The organism is Streptomyces sp. JLBJ103 (assembly GCF_058215575.1).
Window position 1 is genome coordinate 2,329,022 of sequence record NZ_CM177089.1, and the last position, 17,335, is coordinate 2,346,356.

Genomic DNA, 17,335 nt, shown 5'->3' on the forward strand with positions numbered 1-17,335 from the left:
CGTCAGGTGATCCTATGATCGGTCGCATTCCCGTCCTGGACATCCGCCCGCTGATCGACTGCGGCCGCCGCCCCGCCAAGGCGGTGGTGGACGAGACCTTCGAGGTCAGTGCCACTGTGTTCCGGGAGGGCCACGACGCGGTCAGCGCCAATGTCATCCTCCGCGACCCCGCCGGACGCATCGGCCCCTGGACCCCGATGCGCGAACTCGCCCCCGGTACCGACCGCTGGGGCGCCGAGATCACCCCCGGTGCCCCCGGCCGCTGGTCGTACACGGTCGAGGCGTGGAGCGACCCGATCGCCACCTGGCGGCAGCACGCCCGGATCAAGATTCCGGCCGGGATCGACACCGATCTCGTCCTGGAGGAAGGCGCCGTGCTACACGAGAGCGCCGCGGCCGGAGTGCCCAAGAACGATGGCCGGGAGGCCGTGCTGGGCGCGGTCGACGGACTGCGCGACGAGCGGCGTCCGGTGGCCGACCGGCTCGCCGCCGCCCTCGACCCCGAGGTCACCGACGCCCTGGACCGCCATCCGCTGCGCGAGTTGGTGACCTCCTCACGTCCGATGCCGCTCCAGGTCGAGCGGGAGCGCGCGCTGTTCGGTTCGTGGTACGAGCTGTTCCCGCGCTCGGAGGGGGCCAAGGTCGTCGAGGGGCGCAGACCGGTCGGCGGCACCCTGCGCACCGCCGCCGAACGGCTGCCCGCCGTCGCCGCCGCCGGTTTCGACGTGGTCTATCTGCCGCCGGTCCACCCCATCGGCACCGCCTTCCGCAAGGGGCCCAACAACACGCTCTCCGCGGGCGCGTTCGACGTGGGCTCCCCCTGGGCGATCGGCTCGGCCGACGGCGGACACGACGCGATCCACCCCGACCTCGGCACCCTGGAGGACTTCGACCACTTCGTGGCACGGGCGCGCGAGCTGCGGATGGAAGTGGCGCTGGACTTCGCGCTCCAGTGCTCACCGGACCACCCCTGGGTGGACAAGCACCCCGAGTGGTTCCACCGGCGTGCCGACGGCACCATCGCCTACGCCGAGAACCCGCCCAAGAAGTACCAGGACATCTATCCGATCGCCTTCGACCGGGACTTCCCCGGCATCGTCCGGGAGACCGAGCGGGTCCTGCGGTTCTGGATGTCCCACGGGGTGCGGATCTTCCGGGTGGACAATCCGCACACCAAGCCGGTGGTGTTCTGGGAGAAGGTGATCGGGGACATCAACCGCACCGACCCCGATGTGCTCTTCCTCGCCGAGGCGTTCACCCGCCCCGCGATGATGAACACCCTCGGCGCCATCGGCTTCCAGCAGTCGTACACCTACTTCACCTGGCGCAACACCAAGCAGGAGCTCACCGAGTACCTCACCGAGCTGTCCGGGGACGCGGCCGCCTGGATGCGGCCCAACTTCTTTGTGAACACCCCCGACATCCTGCACGCCTACCTTCAGGAGGGCGGCCGTCCGGCCTTCGCCGCGCGGGCGGTGCTGGCCGCCACCCTCTCCCCCACTTGGGGTGTCTACGCGGGCTACGAGCTGTGCGAGAACACCCCGCTGCGCGCCGGGAGCGAGGAGTACCTGGATGCGGAGAAGTACCAGCTGCGGCCGCGCGACTGGGCCGCGGCCGAGCGCGCGGGCCGTACCCTCACCCCGCTGATCACCCGGCTGAACCGGGTGCGCCGCCGCCATCCGGCCCTGCGCCGGCTGCGCAACCTCAGATTCCACCACGCCGACAACGAGTCCGTCATCGTCTACTCCAAGCGCGCGGGCGACTCGTGCGTCCTGACCGTCGTCAACCTGGACCCACACCACACCCAGGAGGCGACGGTGTCGTTGGACATGCCGGAACTCGGCCTGGAGTGGCACGAGTCCGTCCCGGTGCGCGACGAGCTCACCGGCGAGACCTATCACTGGGGCAGGGATAACTATGTGCGCCTGGAGCCGGGGCGTGAAATGGCCCCCGCGCACATCTTCTCCCTGCGACCGTCCTCACCGATCGGAGGGTCACCCACACCATGATCGTCAACGAGCCCGTGCCGGACACCTTCGAGGACACGCCCGCCAAGGACCGTGACCCCGACTGGTTCAAGCGCGCCGTCTTCTACGAGGTCCTGGTCCGCTCCTTCCAGGACAGCAACGGCGACGGCATCGGCGACCTCAAGGGACTCACGGCCAAACTGGACTATCTCCAGTGGCTGGGCGTGGACTGTCTCTGGCTGCCGCCGTTCTTCGCCTCACCGCTGCGGGACGGCGGCTACGACGTGTCGGACTACACGGCCGTACTGCCGGAGTTCGGTGACCTCGCCGACTTCGTCGAGTTCGTCGACGCCGCGCATCAGCGCGGGATGCGCGTGATCATCGATTTTGTCATGAATCACACCAGCGATCAGCATCCGTGGTTCCAGGAGTCCCGCAGCGATCCGGACGGACCCTACGGCGACTACTACGTCTGGGCCGACGACGACAAGCAGTACCAGGACGCCCGCATCATCTTCGTCGACACCGAGACCTCCAACTGGACCTTTGATCCAGTACGCAAGCAGTACTACTGGCACCGCTTCTTCTCGCACCAGCCGGACCTCAACTTCGAGAACCCAGCCGTCCAGGAAGAAGTACTGGCCGCCCTGCGCTTCTGGCTGGACCTCGGTATCGACGGATTCCGACTCGACGCCGTCCCGTATCTGTATGCCGAGGAAGGCACCGACTGCGAAAACCTGCCCCGGACACATGAGATGCTCCGGCGCGTCCGGGCGGAGATCGACGCCCACTACCCCGACACCGTGCTGTTGGCCGAGGCCAATCAGTGGCCGGAAGACGTCGTCGACTACTTCGGCGACTACGCGGTGGGCGGCGACGAATGCCATATGGCGTTCCACTTCCCGGTGATGCCGCGCATCTTCATGGCGGTGCGGCGCGAATCGCGCTATCCGGTCTCGGAGATCCTCTCCAAGACCCCGGCCATTCCGTCCGGCTGTCAGTGGGGCATCTTCCTGCGCAACCACGACGAGCTGACGCTCGAGATGGTCACCGACGAAGAGCGCGACTACATGTACGCGGAGTACGCCAAGGATCCGCGGATGCGCGCCAACATCGGCATCCGCAGGCGGCTGGCGCCCCTGCTGGACAACGACCGCAACCAGATCGAGCTGTTCACCGCGCTGCTGCTGTCCCTGCCCGGCTCGCCGATCCTCTACTACGGCGATGAGATCGGCATGGGCGACAACATCTGGCTCGGCGACCGCGACGCCGTCCGCACCCCCATGCAGTGGACCCCCGACCGCAACGCGGGCTTCTCCTCCTGCGACCCGGGGCGGCTGTTCCTGCCGACCATCATGGACCCGGTCTACGGCTACCAGGTCACCAATGTGGAAGCGTCCATGAGCAGCCCCTCCTCACTGCTCCACTGGACCCGGCGGATGATCGAGATCCGTAAGCAGAACCCGGCCTTCGGTCTGGGCAGCTTCACCGAACTGCCCTCCTCCAACCCGGCCGTGCTCGCCTTCCTGCGCGAGGCGCCCACCGCCCGGGACGGCGAGGACGACCTGGTGCTGTGCGTGCACAACTTCTCGCGCTTCGCCCAGCCCACCGAGCTGGACCTCCAGTCCTTCGCCGGACGCCACCCGGTCGAGTTGATCGGCGGGGTCCGCTTCCCGGCCATCGGCGAGCTGCCGTATCTGCTGACCTTGGCCGGGCACGGCTTCTACTGGTTCCGGCTGCGGCGCAACGAGACCGCCGCACACTGGGCCGGCTGAGCCCCCGGGCCCGGCCCATCGACTTTCGGCCACCGATCACGGCGGCACCGCCCGTACGCGTCCCCCGTGGGCGCGTACGGGCGTTTTCGACACCCCGTCATGGGCACTCTGTCCTACGGACCCGCCGCCCCCTGTGAAGAGGGACGCCGGGCCCGCCACTGGCGGAGCCGATCGCGCACCCCGTACGTACCGTACGGACGATCCTCGCCCGACACGTCCCGCACCGTCGCACAGTCAATGCCGCAATCCGGGACACTTTGCCCTGATCTGTCGTGTGCCCGGGGAAAGGACGCGACGCCATGCCGGAAGCTCCATTCTCCCGGGGGGCCCATCACCCGCCGACCGCCGTACCGCGGGCCCAGCCCTCGTCCGCCGTCCCCGTACCGGGTGACGGGGGCGGGCTGCTCGCCTCGCTCGCGCCGCTGCTCGCCGAGTGGCTGCCCCGGCAGCGCTGGTTCGCGGGCAAGGGGCGCCCGGTCACCGGCTTCGCGCTCGTGTCCGCCACCGAGCTGCTGTCCTGTGCGGCGGGCGGCGCCACCCCCGGACTGCTCCATCTGCTGATCCGCGCCCAGCAGCCGGAGCCGCCCGGCCACCGGCACGGATACGGCTGCGGCCACCGGCGCGGCGCGGCGGCCAGCGACTGCTACCAGATCCTGCTGGGGGTGCGCTCCGCGCTGCCGCCGCCGCTGGCCCCGGCGCTGGTCGGACGCCCGGAGGGCGGACCGCTGGACGGGCGCACCCTGTACGAGGCGCTGTCCGATCCCCGGCTCGCCGCCCTGTTGCTGGAGCGGCTGCGGGTGCCGGGCCGGCTGGGGCCGCTGCGCTTCGTCCGTGAACCGGCCACCGTCATCCCCTCCGTCCTCGCCCCGCGGCTGATGACCGCCGAGCAGTCCAACTCCTCGGTGGTCTATGGCGATACGTTTATTCTCAAGCTCTTCCGGCGGGTCAGCCCCGGCACCAATCCCGATCTGGAGCTTCCGCTCGCTCTCGCCCGCACCGACTGCGCCCGGGTGCCCGCGCCCGCCGCCTGGTTCGAGGCCGCCCCGCCCGCCGAGGGCGCCGGGCCCCGCCCGGAGCCGTTCACCCTCGGGGTGCTCCAGCCGTATCTGGCGGGCTCCGCCGACGGCTGGCGGCTGGCACTGGACGCCCTGGCCGTACGGGCCGACTTCACCGACGCCGCCCGTGCGCTCGGCCACGCCACCGCCGAGGTGCATCTCGCGATGGCCCGCGCGCTGCCCACCTCGGTACTGCGCCGACGTCAGATCGACCATCTCGCCGCCGCCATGAGCGAACGTCTCGACTCGGCCGCGTCCGCCGTGCCCGCGCTCCAGCCCTACCGCGCCGCGCTGCACAAGGCCTACGAGAACCTCGCCGCGCTCGGCCGCGCGGGCCGCACCTGGTGCGCCCAGCGCATCCACGGCGATCTGCACCTCGGCCAGGCGCTGCTGACGGCGGCGGCCCCGGGCGGGGGCGGCGGCCGCTGGTCGCTGATCGACTTCGAGGGCGAACCGTCCCGTCCGCTGAGCGAGCGCCGCCGTCCGCAGCCGCCGGTGCGCGACATCGCGGGCATGCTCCGCTCGTTCGACTACGCGGCGGCCGTGGGCCGCCACGAGAACCCCCAGGAGTGGGCCGGGCGCACCCGCGCCGCGTACTGCGCGGGCTACGCGGAGGCGTCGGGCAGCGATCCGCGCGACGAGCCGGAGCTGCTGCGCGCCCACGAGACCGACAAGGCCGTCTACGAAGTCCTGTACGAGGCCCGGCACCGCCCCGACTGGCTGCCCATCCCCATGTCCGCGATCCGGCGCCTCGCCGCCGACACCTCCGGGAGGACCTCCCCGTGACCGCACGTCCGCCGTCCCGTCCGCAGCCGCTGTCCGGCAAGGGGCCGGGCCAGGACCCCGCCGCCACCGGCGGCACCACCGTCCCGGCGGTCCCGCCGACCTTCGGCAGCCCGCATCGCTCCGGGTCCCGTGTCTCCTACGGCTCCCCTCCCGTACCGCGCGCCGAGCGACGCGACGCCGCGGCAGAAGCGGCAGAAGCGGGGGAAGCGACCGGTGCGGACGCGGCGGAACGGGCCGCGGATCCGGCCGGGGGCCGACGGCCCGTCACCGGACGCCCGGCCACCGGCCCCGCCCCCGGCCCGGATCCCGAGCCCGCCGCCGACGACCACGGAGTGCGGCCCGCGCCCACCCTCGGCGACGACGACCGGCGGCGGCTGCTCAGCGGGGCCCACCACGACCCGCACGCCCTGCTCGGCGCCCACCCCGTGCGCGGCGGCGTGCTCATCCGGGCGCTGCGGCCGTACGCCCGCTCGGTGACCGTGACCGCCACCGGGCTGCGGGTGCGGCTGCGCTCCGAGGGCGACGGGCTGTTCTCCGGTGTGCTGCCGCTGACGGAGATCCCCGACTACCGGCTGCTGGTCGCGTACGAGGGCGCCGAACTGGAGCTGGAGGACCCCTACCGCTTCCTCCCCGCCCTCGGCGAACTCGATCTGCATCTGATCGGCGAGGGCCGCCACGAGGAGCTGTGGCGGGCGCTGGGCGCGCATCCGATGACCCATCAGGGCGTGTCCGGAACCCGGTTCACCGTGTGGGCACCGAACGCGCTCGGGGTGCGGATCACCGGGGACTTCACCTACTGGGACGGCACCGCCTTCCCGATGCGCTCGCTGGGCGGCAGCGGGGTGTGGGAGCTGTTCCTGCCCGGTGTCGGCGAAGGCGCGCTGTACAAGTTCCAGATCACCCGGCCCGACGGCAGCCACACCGTACGCGCCGACCCGATGGCCCGGCGCACCGAGTGCCCGCCCGCCACCGCCTCGGTGGTGCACGTCTCGCACCACCAGTGGAACGACCGGATCTGGATGGCCCGCCGCCAGGGGCAGCGGGTGCACGAGTCCCCGTTCTCGGTGTACGAGGTACATCTGCCGTCCTGGCGGCCGGGGTTGACGTACCGGCAACTCGCCGAGCAACTGCCCGCCTATGTCAAGGACCTCGGCTTCACCCATGTCGAGCTGATGCCGGTGGCCGAGCATCCGTTCGGCGGCTCATGGGGCTACCAGGTCACCGGTTTCTACGCGCCCACCGCGCGGCTGGGCACCCCCGACGACTTCAAGTACCTGGTGGACGCCCTGCACCAGGCGGGTATCGGTGTCCTGGCGGACTGGGTGCCCGCACACTTCCCGCGGGACGACTGGGCGCTGGCCGAGTTCGACGGCCGCCCGCTGTACGAGCCCGCCGACCCGCGGCGGGCCGCGCATCCCGACTGGGGCACGCTGGAGTTCGACTACGGCCGCACCGAGGTGCGCAACTTCCTGGTGGCCAACGCGGTCTACTGGTGCGAGGAGTTCCATATCGACGGACTGCGGGTGGACGCCGTGGCCTCGATGCTCTACCTCGACTACTCCCGTGAGCCGGGCCAGTGGACGCCCAACGCGCACGGCGGCCGCGAGAACCTGGACGCCGTGGCGTTCCTCCAGGAGATGAACGCCACCGTCTACCGCCGCTGTCCCGGCGTGCTCACCATCGCCGAGGAGTCCACCGCCTGGGACGGGGTCACCCGCGCCACCCACCATGTGGGCGCGGGCGGTTTCGGCGGCCTCGGCTTCGGGCTGAAGTGGAACATGGGCTGGATGCACGACTCGCTGGGCTACGTGGCGCACGAGCCGGTGCACCGCAAGTACCACCACCACGAGATGACGTTCTCGATGGTGTACGCCTACAGCGAGAACTACGTGCTGCCCATCTCGCACGACGAGGTGGTGCACGGCAAGGGCGCCCTGGTGTCCAAGATGCCGGGCGACTGGTGGCAGCAGCGGGCCAACCACCGTGCGTACCTGGGCTTCATGTGGGCTCATCCGGGCAAGCAACTGCTCTTCATGGGGCAGGAGTTCGCGCAGGGGGCGGAGTGGTCGGAAGGCCACGGCCCGGACTGGTGGCTGCTGGACCCCTCGTACTCCGCGGAGGCCGACCACCGGGGCGTACGGGATCTGGTGCGCGAGCTGAACCGGGTCTACACGGCCACGCCCCCGCTGTGGCAGCGGGACACCGACCCGGAGGGTTTCTCCTGGGTCGAGGGGGACGCGCGCGAGGACAATGTGTTCGCCTTCCTGCGCTTCGACGCCGAGGGCGCGCCGCTGCTGGCCATCAGCAACTTCTCGCCGGTCGTCCGTTACTCGTACCGCATCGGGGTGCCCGGCGGGACGGCGGAGTGGTACGAGGTGCTCAACACCGACCAGGAGCGCTTCGGCGGCAGCGGGGTGACCAACCCGGAACCGCTGAAGGCGGAGGCCACCGCCTGGCACGGCCGCCCGGCCAGCGTCCTGGCCGTACTGCCCCCGCTGGCCACGGTCTGGCTACGGCCGGCGTAGACGGCTTACCCACGCCTGCGGCCCTGCCCCGATTCAGGAGGGCAGGGCCGCGGCCGCGCGGGCGTTACGGAAGCGGGACGGGCGGGCCTCAGGCCCTGTCCAGCGGACAGGACCTATGCGGGCACCTGCTCCTTCGCCGTGTCGCCGCCGCGCTGCTCGGGAACACCGGCTTCGGAGCCGGTGTGCGCGGTGCCGTGGCCACCGCCGTTCAGGGCGAAGGCCTCGCTGTCGAACGGCAGCCGTCCGGCGAGGACTTCCCGCATCCGATCCTTGTCGATCTCCTTGGTCCAGGTGCCGACGAGGACGGTGGCGACCGCGTTGCCCGCGAAGTTGGTCAGCGCACGGGCCTCGCTCATGAAGCGGTCGATACCGACGATCAGGCCGACGCCGTCCACCAGTTCCGGCCGGTGCGACTGGAGGCCGCCCGCCAGGGTCGCCATGCCCGCGCCGGTAACACCGGCCGCGCCCTTCGACGCCACGATCATGAACACCAGCAGGGAGATCTGCTGGCCGATCGAGAGCGGGTTGCCCATCGCCTCGGCGATGAACAGCGAGGACATGGTCAGATAGATCGCCGTGCCGTCCAGGTTGAAGGAGTAGCCGGTGGGCACGGTGATGCCGACGACCGGGCGGCTGACGCCCGCGTGCTCCATCTTGGCGATCAGCAGCGGCAGCGCGGACTCCGACGACGAGGTCGACAGGATCAGCAGGAACTCCCGCGCCAGATAATTCAGCAGCAGGAACAGATTCACCCCCGCGACCAGCCGCAGCAGGGTGCCGAGGACAACCACCACGAACAGGGCGCAGGTGACATAGAAGCCGACCATGATGACGGCGAGCGCCTTGAGCGCGTCGAGACCGGTCTCGCCGACCACCGCCGCGATGGCGCCGAAGGCGCCCACGGGTGCCGCCCACATGACCATCGACAGCAGTTTGAACACCAGTTGCTGGATGTGGCCGACACCGCGCAGCACCGGCTCGCCCGCCTTGCCCAGGGCCTGGAGCGCAAAGCCCACCAGCAGGGCCACGAAGAGGGTCTGGAGCACCTTCTCCGAGGTGAAGGCGGAGACGAGGGTGGTGGGGATGATGCCGAGCAGGAAGTCCGCCGTGGACTCGCTCGCACCCTTCGCCTGGCTCTGCCCGGCCTCCGCTGCCGCATGACTCATATGCAGCCCGCTGCCGGGCTCGAGTATGTTCCCGACGACCAGCCCTATGGCCAGGGCGACGGTCGACATCAGCATGAAGTAGCCGAGCGCGAGCCCGCCGACCGCACCGACCTTCGCGGCCTTCCGTACCGAGCCGATGCCCAGCACGATCGTGCAGAAGATGATCGGCGAGATCAGCATCTTGATCAGATTCACAAAGCCGGTACCGATGGGCTTCAGCTCCACCGCCACCCCGGGAGCCGCGAAGCCCACCATGATGCCGAGCGCCACCGCGCCGATCACGGCGAGGTAGAGGTAGTGAATCCTTTCCTTCTTCGCCCCCTTGGGATGCGTCCCGCTGGGATTCGCCCCCTTGGGCTCGGCGCTTCCCGGTCCGGTCGGCGAGGTCTGCGCAGCCACGGTGCTGCCTCCTTCTGTATGTGCCGTCCAACTGTCCCGGCGCTGTACCGTGTGCGGCTCGCACACCGCCTTGAACGGTCCCGGCGACTATGCCCCACCCTGTGATGGGGGTCACCCTTCCGTTCATTTCGTTCACGCACGGGCACCTGTGCAGACTGATGGGCATGCGCGTGCCCCGCCCCCGGAGCCTGGCCGGCCAGCTCTTCGCGATGCAGGTCGTGCTGGTGGCCGCCCTGGTGGCCGGATGCGCCGTCTTCGCGTACGTGACCGACGGACGGCAGGCGGAGGTGGCCGCCCGCCGCCAGGCCACCGCCGCCGCGGCCGCCATCGCCGCCTCCCCCGCGGTGGCCGAGGCCGTACGGTCCGATGACCCCAGCGCCCGGCTCCAGCCGTATGCCGAGAAGGTCCGCCGGGACACCGGGGTCACCTTTGTGACGATCATGGACACCCGCGGTATCCGCTGGACCCACCCCGACCCGAAGCAGATCGGCGCCCGGTACCTCGGCCACATCCGGCCCGCGCTGCACGGGCGGATCTTCCCCGAGACCTACACCGGCACCCTCGGCCCCTCGGTGCGCGTGGTCGCCCCGGTCCGCGACGCGACCGCCGGGGGCCGGATCACCGCACTGGTCAGCGCGGGCATCACGGTGGACACCATCAGCGCCGAGGTGCGCGGCCAACTGCTCGCCCTGCTCGGGGTCGCGCTCGCCGCCCTCGCGGTCGGCGGAGCGGCCGCGTACGTCATCAACGCCCGGCTGCGCCGCCATACGCACGGGATGAACGCCACCGAGCTGAGCCGGATGCACGACTACCACGAGGCCGCCCTGCACGCCGTGCGCGAGGGGCTGCTGATGCTCGACGGACGGCGGCGGATCGCCCTGATCAACGACGGCGGACGGGAGCTGCTGGGGCTGTCCGGCGACGCGGTCGGCGCCTACGTCACCGAGCTGGGCCTGCCCCCGGCGCTGACCGGCGCCCTGCTGGCCACCGAGCCGCGCGTGGACGAGCTGCATCTGACCGCGCAGCGGGTGCTGGTCGTCAACACCTCCCCGGTGAGCAGCGGTGAGCGGCGCGGCACCATGGTCACCCTGCGTGACCACACCGAGCTCCAGGCGCTCTCCGGCGAACTGGACTCCGTCCGCGGCTTCGCCGAGGCCCTGCGCTCCCAGGCGCACGAGGCGGCCAACCGGCTGCACGCCGTCGTCTCGCTGATCGAGCTGGGCCGGGCCGATGAGGCGGTGGAGTTCGCCACGGCCGAACTGGAGCTGGCCCAGGCACTGACCGACCAGGTGGTCGCCGCCGTCGCCGAACCGGTGCTCGCCGCCCTGCTGCTGGGCAAGGCGGCCCAGGCCAGCGAACGCGGCGTCGAACTCGTCCTCGCCCCGGACAGCCGGATCGACGACGGCGTCCTGCCGCCCGGTCTGCCCGCCCGCGACCTGGTGACCATCCTCGGCAACCTCCTCGACAACGCGACGGACGCCGCGGCCGAGGGCGTGGGCAGCGGCGCGGCCCGCAGCGCCCGTGTGACGGTCACCGCCCGCGCGGCCGACGGCGAGCTGACGCTGCGCGTCGCCGACACCGGGGACGGTCTGGACCCGTCGGCGGCCGAGGAGGTCTTCCGCCGCGGCTGGAGCACCAAGTCCGCGGGCCGGGGGCTGGGCCTGGCCCTCGTCCAGCAGGCGGTCCACCGCAACGCGGGCACGGTGCGGGTGTCGGCGGCGGAGGGCGGCGGCGCGGAATTCACGGTCAGCCTGCCGCTGGCGGCGTCCGCGGTCGGCTGAGGTACGGCCCGGCCCCGTACGCACGCACGCGGGCCCCGTCCAGCCGGTGGACTCCGGGGTCCGGACCCTGGCCCCGGTCAATTACGCTCCGTAAATTGGAGCCCTTAGCTCGAGCTCGCCATCCGCCGCCACCCCCCGCGCCCCCGAGAGGAGTCCGTCCCATGAGCCCGCCGCAGGCGAACCCGGCGCAGATCCGGGTGCTCGTCGTCGAGGACGACCCCGTCGCGGCGGACGCGCACCGCATGTACGTCGAGCGCGTCCCCGGATTCACCGTCGTCGGCACCGCCCGCACCGGCGGGGACGCCCAGCGGCTCCTGGAGCGGACCCCCGCCGACCTCCTGCTCCTGGACCTCTACCTGCCCGACGGCCACGGCCTCCAGCTGGTGCGGGCGCTGCGCGCGGCCGGGCACGGCGCGGATGTCATCGCGGTCACCTCGGCCCGCGACCTCGCCGTGGTCCGCGACGGTGTCTCGCTCGGCGTCGTGCAGTACGTGCTGAAACCGTTCACCTTCTCCACCCTCCGGGACCGTCTGCTGCGCTACGCCCAGTTCCGGGCGACCGCGGGCGAGGCCAGCGGCCAGGACGAGGTCGACCGCGCCCTCGCCGCCCTGCGGGCGCCCCGGCCCGCCGCGATGCCGAAGGGGCTGACACAGGCCACCCTCCAGGCGGTCACCGACGCCCTGCGCGGCGCCGAGGACGGCATCTCCGCCGCGGCCACCGCCGAGGAAGTGGGCATCTCCCGTATCACCGCGCGCCGTTACCTGGAACACCTGGTGGAAGCGGGCCGCGCCGCCCGCACCCCCCACTACGGCCAGATCGGCCGCCCCGAACTCCTCTACCGCTGGCTGAGCGAGGGCTGAGGAGGGACCGACCGGGCGTACGGGTCAGCTTGCGCTCGGCCACGAAGGAGCCCACCGGAACCCAGGCCGCCACGCGCACCAGCAGCTTCGTCCCCTTGGACACCCTGAGCCTGGAGGCCGTGACGAAGGCGGTGACCAGGTAGAACAACAGGGCGAAACCGCTCAGCACGGGTATGAACGTCAAGCCCTCCCGCACATCCGAGGGCGGCTGACCGTTCCCCTATGCTCCGAGGGCGTGTGCGAGTGCCTTGTCGAGCAGCTCCCGCAGAGCCGAGGAGGTCGGCGCGAGGGCGGTGGCGAGCAGTGCCGGGCCGCCGGCCAGAGGAGCGAGCACGGCACAGCCGTCCTTGGTCCCTTCGCGGAGCAGGACGGGATCCCGCTGGACGTCCATATGCGGGTCCACGATGAGGAGTTGTCCGACCGCGCGGTGGCCGCCCAGGACCGCGGGGCCGTCCCATCCGGGTTCGGGGTCCCCGTAGGCGGTGTGCTGGTCGAGCAGCGGGCGTCCGGCGTGGTGGACCCGAATGCGGCTGACGAGGTGGCCCGGCTCCTCGTCGGCCCTGCCCAGGAGTTGTTCCTCTCGCAGCAGCAGTCGTGAGGTGGCGGCGAGGCTGACCGTGCAGGTCTGCCGCAGGTTGCTGCCGGCGGCGCTGATCAGTGGCTGTGGCAGCCAGCGCAGGGTGGCGTGTTCCCCGGCGGTCAGCCGTACGTCGTAGGTGGCCGGGGCGGTGGTGGGACCGTGCAGGGCAAGTGTGGCGGCGGCCGTGGTGACCTCCAGTTCGGCCCGGTCTTCGGCGGTGATGTCCAGAGTGAGTCGGTCGCCGCCGAGCGGGGCGCTCATCGCGCCGATGATTCCCACCGTGGCGGCCCTCCCGCCGGTGCGCATGCGTCGTAGGTGGAACGGGCCGTCGCTGCGCAGGTGCGGAAGCGTGGTGACGCGTCCGTTGTACGTGGCACGGATGCGAGCGGTGGCACGCACACCGTGCGGGTGTCCGGTGGGCTCCTCGCTGCCGGCCGTTTCGAACCGGGCCTCGGCTCCGGTGAGTTGGTTGCCACGGCTCATGCGGCAGCCTCCGCGCGCCACCGTGTGAGGTGGCCGGTGACCCAGTCGGCGATCTCACGGATGCCGTCGTCGGAGGTGAGGCTGGTGAAGACGACAGGACGGTCGCCGCGTTGCCGTTCGGCGTCGGCGGCCATGGAGGCGAGGTCGGCGCCGACGTGCGGGGCGAGGTCGGTCTTGTTGACGACGAGGAGGTCGGCGGTGGTGATGCCGGGGCCTCCCTTGCGGGGGATGTCGTCACCGCTTGCCACGTCGATGACGAAGATCTGTACGTCGACGAGACCCTTGGAGAAGGTGGCGGTGAGGTTGTCGCCACCGGACTCGATGAGCACGAGGTCGAGGGGGTGGAGGGTCTCGTCGAAGTGTTCGACGGCCTCCAGGTTGGCGGAGATGTCGTCCCGGATCGCGGTGTGGGGGCAGGCTCCGGTCTCCACCGCGGTGATCCGCTCGGGTGGCAGCACCGCCTCGCGCAGCAGGAATGCGGCGTCCTCGCGCGTGTAGATGTCGTTGGTGACGACGGCGAGCGAGAGGTCGTCGCGCAGGGTGCGGCAGAGCGCGGCGACGCTCGCGGTCTTGCCGGAGCCGACCGGGCCGCCCAGTCCGACGCGGAAGGCACGGCGGCTGCCATCTGCGCGCAGCGGCTCGGCGCTGTAGGTGTGGCGGTGGGGCATGGTCGCGGGGTGATCGAGGTGCATGGAATCTCCGGGAGACAGGGGTGGGTTCAGGAGGCGAACAGCCGCACGGTCCAGGCGGCGTGCTGTGCTGCGGTGATGTCCAGCAGCGGCGAGGACGCGGCTGGAAGGGCGTCAAAGCCCTCGGTCGCGACGCGGGCCGCCGCGTCGGCGGCGGCCACGGCGACGGTGTCGGTCTCCGCGCTGAGGCGCGCCAGCAGCCGCGAGGCGTCGAGCGGGTCGAGGCTGAGCAGCCGCACGGCCGCGGTGGCCGGGCCGCTGACGGTCTCGTACGCCGCGGCGTGGGCGGCGTCCACCGGAGCGAGCCCGGCGGCCCGAGCCGCGAGGCCCAGGACGACGGGCTGATGAGCACCCCGAGGGCGCTCGGCGGCCAGCCGGTCGAGTTCGGCGGACGGGAAGGCGGCGCGTGCCGCGCGCATCATCTGCCGGCCCAGCCTGCGGGCCACGGCGCGCAGCGCGGGGACGGGGGTGCGTGCGTCGGCGGCGTCGTCCAGCGGCAGCGGGTCGCAACCGGCGGCGGCCGCGGCGGCCAGACCGGCCGTGGTCAGACCGGTGGTGTGCAGACGCCCGCGGCAGAATGCTTCGAGGGTGTCGCTGTCGTGTACGGCGGCGTGGGCGATCGCGGCCTCGACGCCGCCGGAGTGGGCGTGCCCGCCGGCGGGGAAGCGGCCGTCGGCCAGCAGGATCAGTGCGGTACGGCTCACGGGCGCGCGGCTGCCTTTCACGGGGGCTTCGGGTCGGAGCGTGTGCGTGGCGCGGGCGGGCGCGGATGCCCGCCCACGCCACGGCCGCGGTGACGTCGTCGTCGGCCGGGCAGGGCCCGGACGCGATGCGCCGTCAGAAGAGGAAGTACCGCTGTGCCATGGGCAGTTCATCCGCGAAGGTCCGCGGTACGGTCTTGCCGTCGAGTTCCGTGCGGGCGTCCGTCGTGGTCGCACCGCCGATGGTGACCTCGAAGCTGTTGTGGTCGACTTCGAGCGTGAAGTCGTCCCACCTGTCGTTCAGCTTCATATGGTCCTTGGTGACACCCCGGGTGCTGTCGATCGGCACAAACGTCTTGTCGAGGCCGAGCCTGCCGTTGAGGTCGTCAGCCACTGCCGTGACTGTGCCGTCGGGCTGCTCGGGGTCGGGCGCCACGAAGTTGAGCGAGTTGTTCTTCGTGGCCCGGCCGGTGGCGCCCCAGACCGCCCGGGGCAGATAGGGCTGCGGCGTCGGGATCGACGCGTTGGCGTCACCGACCTGCGCGTACGCGAGCTGTCCACCCTTGAGGATCATGTGCGTCTTGACGCCGAAGAATTTCGGCTCCCACAGCACCAGGTCCGCGAGCTTCGCCGTCTCCACGGAACCGACGTGCTTGTCGATGCCCTGTGTGATCGCCGGGTTGATGGTGTATTTGGCAACGTAGCGGCGGGCCCGGTAATTGTCGTTCGGCGTGACCATGTCCGGGTTGTACGCGTGGTCGCCCGTGTCGTCCTTGAGCAGGCGGACCTTCGCATATTCGAGGTCCTTCTCCAGCGAGCCGTAGCGGCATTTCATGACGTGCGCGGTCTGCCAGGTACGCATGATCATCTCGCCGATCCGTCCCATCGCCTGGGCATCGGAGGACATCATCGAGATGGCGCCCATGTCGTGGAGCAGGTCTTCCGCGGCCATGGTGGACGGCCGGATGCGGGAGTCGGCGAAGGCCATGTCCGCCGGGATGTCCGGGTTGAGGTGGTGGCACACCACCATCATGTCGATGTGCTCCTTGACGGTGTTCACCGTCAAGGGGCGGGTCGGATTGGTCGAAGCGGGAAGCACGTTGACCTCTTTGACCAGCTCGATCATGTCCGGAGCGTGGCCGCCACCGGCACCCTCGACATGGAAGATGTGAATCGAGCGCTTCTTGCCCTCGTCGTCCTCGAAGGCTTTGCGGGTGTCTTCCAGGAAACCGGATTCGTTCAACGAGTCGGCGTGCAGGGCCAGCTGGACTCCACGTTTCTCGCACACGGTCAGCGCCGCGTCGATCACGGCGGGCGTGGCACCCCAGTCCTCATGGATCTTGAAGCCGATGACGCCGGCATCGACCTGTTCGTCGAGGGCTTCCTCGTTCACCGTGCTGCCCTTGCCGAGCAGGCCGATGTTGACGGGGTACTCGTCCAGGCTCTCGAACATCCGGGGGATGTGCCACGCGCCCGGGGTGACCGTGGTGGCCGTACTGCCCTCGGCGGGCCCGGTGCCGCCGCCGATGAGGGTGGTCACTCCCGAGGCGAGAGCCTCGTGGATCTGCTCGGGACAGATGAAGTGGACATGGGTGTCCACGCCGCCCGCGGTGAGGATGCGCCCATTGCCGGAGATGACCTCGGTGCACGGGCCGACCACGAAGTTCGTCGGTGTCACCGGCGGCTGATCGTCCTGGGACCTGCGGCGCGGCTTCTCGAACGCGTCGTCGGGGATCTTTTTCATCGTCTCGGGGTTGTACGCCTTGCCGATGGCGAAGATCTTTCCGTCGCGGATACCGACGTCGGCCTTGACCACACCCCACCAGTCGAGGATCAGCGCACCTGTGATGACCGTGTCCACGGGCCTCTGATCCTCATGGCCCCCGTCCCGGGGGATATGAGACATGCCCATCGACTCGCGGATCACCTTTCCGCCGCCGAAGAGCATCTCGTGGCCGCTGTGCTCCGGACCGCCGCTCCAGTCCGCCTCGATCTCAAGGGTCAGCGCGGTGTCGGCCAAGCGGACGCGGTCCTCGGTGGTGGGCCCGTACAGAGCGGTGTAGTCGGCCCGCTTCAGCACATTGCTCTTTCGCGTGCTCCCGCTGCTGCTCACTGGTTCACCCCCGTGCGCAGTCCCTTGATCTCCGTCGGCTCCCCCTGGATTTCCACCAGTTCGACGCAGCACTCGTCGCCCGGCTCGAAACGCACGGACGTCCCCGCGGCGATGTTCAGCCGCCGCCCCTGTGCTTCATCGCAGTCCTGGAGATCGCGGTACGTCGGCGGCGCCCCGGCGAGGACCTCCCGCAGCCCGGGGTTGACTTCGGCGAAGTGATAGTGGGAACCGACCTGGATGGGACGGTCCGAGGTGTTCTTCACCTTGATCCTCTTGGCGTCTGCCTGCACACCCTTGTTGAACTCGATCGCCTTGTGCCAGGACGCCGCGTCCTCGCACGTGTCACAGCACGAGGACGAGGTTCTGCCGTTGTTGTCGCCGCGGTCGACCGGGCAGTCCGGCGTGCGCGGCGGCTGGGGGTGCTCGATCTTGCCCGGGTGGACATCGGGTTCGCG

Annotated in this window: 13 protein-coding genes; 6 read left to right on the forward strand and 7 right to left on the reverse strand. The window is 70.9% G+C overall.

Annotated features, from left to right (window positions below):
* The first annotated feature begins 14 nt into the window (after positions 1-14).
* From AC4BEG_RS09955 to glgB, 4 genes are all read left to right on the forward strand, one after another.
* The gene (locus tag AC4BEG_RS09955) at positions 15-2,009 is read left to right on the forward strand and encodes an alpha-1,4-glucan--maltose-1-phosphate maltosyltransferase (protein WP_490705528.1); all 1,995 of its coding nucleotides are present in this window, start codon (positions 15-17) and stop codon (positions 2,007-2,009) included.
* Positions 2,006-3,742 carry a maltose alpha-D-glucosyltransferase gene (gene treS, locus AC4BEG_RS09960; RefSeq protein WP_490705529.1) on the forward strand — a complete coding sequence of 579 codons (1,737 nt, stop codon included), beginning with the start codon at positions 2,006-2,008 and terminating at the stop codon, positions 3,740-3,742. Before AC4BEG_RS09955 ends, treS begins: the two co-directional genes overlap by 4 nt.
* 299 nt (positions 3,743-4,041) lie before the next feature.
* Entirely contained in the window at positions 4,042-5,583 is a 1,542-nt protein-coding gene (locus AC4BEG_RS09965; RefSeq protein ID WP_490705530.1) for a maltokinase N-terminal cap-like domain-containing protein, read from the forward strand.
* A 332-nt stretch (positions 5,584-5,915) separates the two neighbouring features.
* Positions 5,916-8,108, forward strand: a complete 2,193-nt coding sequence (gene glgB, locus AC4BEG_RS09970) for a 1,4-alpha-glucan branching enzyme (RefSeq protein WP_490707041.1) — start codon at positions 5,916-5,918, stop codon at positions 8,106-8,108.
* A gap of 113 nt (positions 8,109-8,221) precedes the next feature.
* On the opposite strand, the gene AC4BEG_RS09975 is transcribed toward glgB, so the two are convergent.
* On the reverse strand, positions 8,222-9,673 hold the full coding sequence (locus tag AC4BEG_RS09975; protein WP_490705531.1) for a cation:dicarboxylate symporter family transporter: 1,452 nt from the start codon (positions 9,671-9,673) through the stop codon (positions 8,222-8,224).
* 164 nt (positions 9,674-9,837) lie between these two features.
* On the opposite strand from AC4BEG_RS09975, the gene AC4BEG_RS09980 reads away from it, so the two are divergent.
* Both AC4BEG_RS09980 and AC4BEG_RS09985 read left to right on the forward strand, forming a co-directional pair.
* Positions 9,838-11,454: a sensor histidine kinase gene (locus tag AC4BEG_RS09980; protein WP_490705532.1), complete on the forward strand. Its 1,617-nt coding sequence runs from the start codon at positions 9,838-9,840 to the stop codon at positions 11,452-11,454.
* Positions 11,455-11,615: 161 nt separating this feature from the next.
* A complete protein-coding gene (locus tag AC4BEG_RS09985) occupies positions 11,616-12,314 on the forward strand; it encodes a response regulator (protein WP_490705533.1) in 699 nt (232 codons plus the stop codon).
* On the opposite strand, the gene AC4BEG_RS09990 is transcribed toward AC4BEG_RS09985, so the two are convergent.
* The 6 genes from AC4BEG_RS09990 to AC4BEG_RS10015 form a co-directional block, all read right to left on the reverse strand.
* Positions 12,199-12,510, reverse strand: coding sequence for a DUF3817 domain-containing protein (locus AC4BEG_RS09990; protein WP_490705534.1), 312 nt, complete (start codon positions 12,508-12,510; stop codon positions 12,199-12,201). The two genes, AC4BEG_RS09985 and AC4BEG_RS09990, sit on opposite strands and share 116 nt — an antisense overlap.
* Positions 12,511-12,534: 24 nt before the next feature.
* A complete protein-coding gene (locus AC4BEG_RS09995; RefSeq protein WP_490705535.1) occupies positions 12,535-13,377 on the reverse strand; it encodes an urease accessory protein UreD in 843 nt (280 codons plus the stop codon).
* Positions 13,374-14,069, reverse strand: coding sequence for an urease accessory protein UreG (gene ureG, locus AC4BEG_RS10000; protein WP_490705536.1), 696 nt, complete (start codon positions 14,067-14,069; stop codon positions 13,374-13,376). Before ureG ends, AC4BEG_RS09995 begins: the two co-directional genes overlap by 4 nt.
* Before the next feature lie 26 nt (positions 14,070-14,095).
* Positions 14,096-14,770, reverse strand: a complete 675-nt coding sequence (locus tag AC4BEG_RS10005; protein ID WP_490705537.1) for an urease accessory protein UreF — start codon at positions 14,768-14,770, stop codon at positions 14,096-14,098.
* Positions 14,771-14,903: 133 nt separating this feature from the next.
* Positions 14,904-16,880, reverse strand: coding sequence for an urease subunit alpha (gene ureC / locus AC4BEG_RS10010; RefSeq protein WP_490705538.1), 1,977 nt, complete (start codon positions 16,878-16,880; stop codon positions 14,904-14,906).
* Positions 16,877-17,170, reverse strand: a complete 294-nt coding sequence (locus AC4BEG_RS10015) for an urease subunit beta (RefSeq protein WP_490707042.1) — start codon at positions 17,168-17,170, stop codon at positions 16,877-16,879. Before AC4BEG_RS10015 ends, ureC begins: the two co-directional genes overlap by 4 nt.
* Positions 17,171-17,335: the final 165 nt, after the last annotated feature.